Raw genomic sequence first — 307 nt, 5'->3', positions numbered from 1 at the left:
GGCGCTGGGCGGCACGGGCGCTTTACGAGGACCTCTACTGCGCACGCGGCGACATGGAGAACCGGATCAAGGAATGTCAGCTCGACCTCTACGCCGACCGCACCAGTGCCCACACCATGCGCGCCAATCAGTTGCGGCTTTGGCTTGCCTCGTTTGCCTATGTCTTGATCTGCGCCTTGCGCCGCCTCGGCCTCGCCCACACCCGGCTCGCCGAGGCCACCTGCGGCACGATCAGGCTGAAGCTCTTGAAGATCGGCGCACAGGTCCGCGTCTCGGTTCGTCGCATCAAGGTGGCGATGGCCTCAGC

General features: G+C 65.5%; 1 protein-coding gene. It reads left to right on the top strand.

Annotated features, from left to right (window positions below; genetic code table 11):
* Positions 1-307, top strand: a 307-nt coding sequence (locus EH240_RS37645; RefSeq protein WP_206075415.1) for a transposase, incomplete at both ends; no start/stop codon positions are given.

Source organism: Mesorhizobium tamadayense, assembly GCF_003863365.1.
Lineage (GTDB): Bacteria > Pseudomonadota > Alphaproteobacteria > Rhizobiales > Rhizobiaceae > Mesorhizobium > Mesorhizobium tamadayense.
The sequence above is the reverse complement of the archived record's forward strand: the minus strand, read 5'-3'. Positions and strand labels throughout refer to the sequence as shown.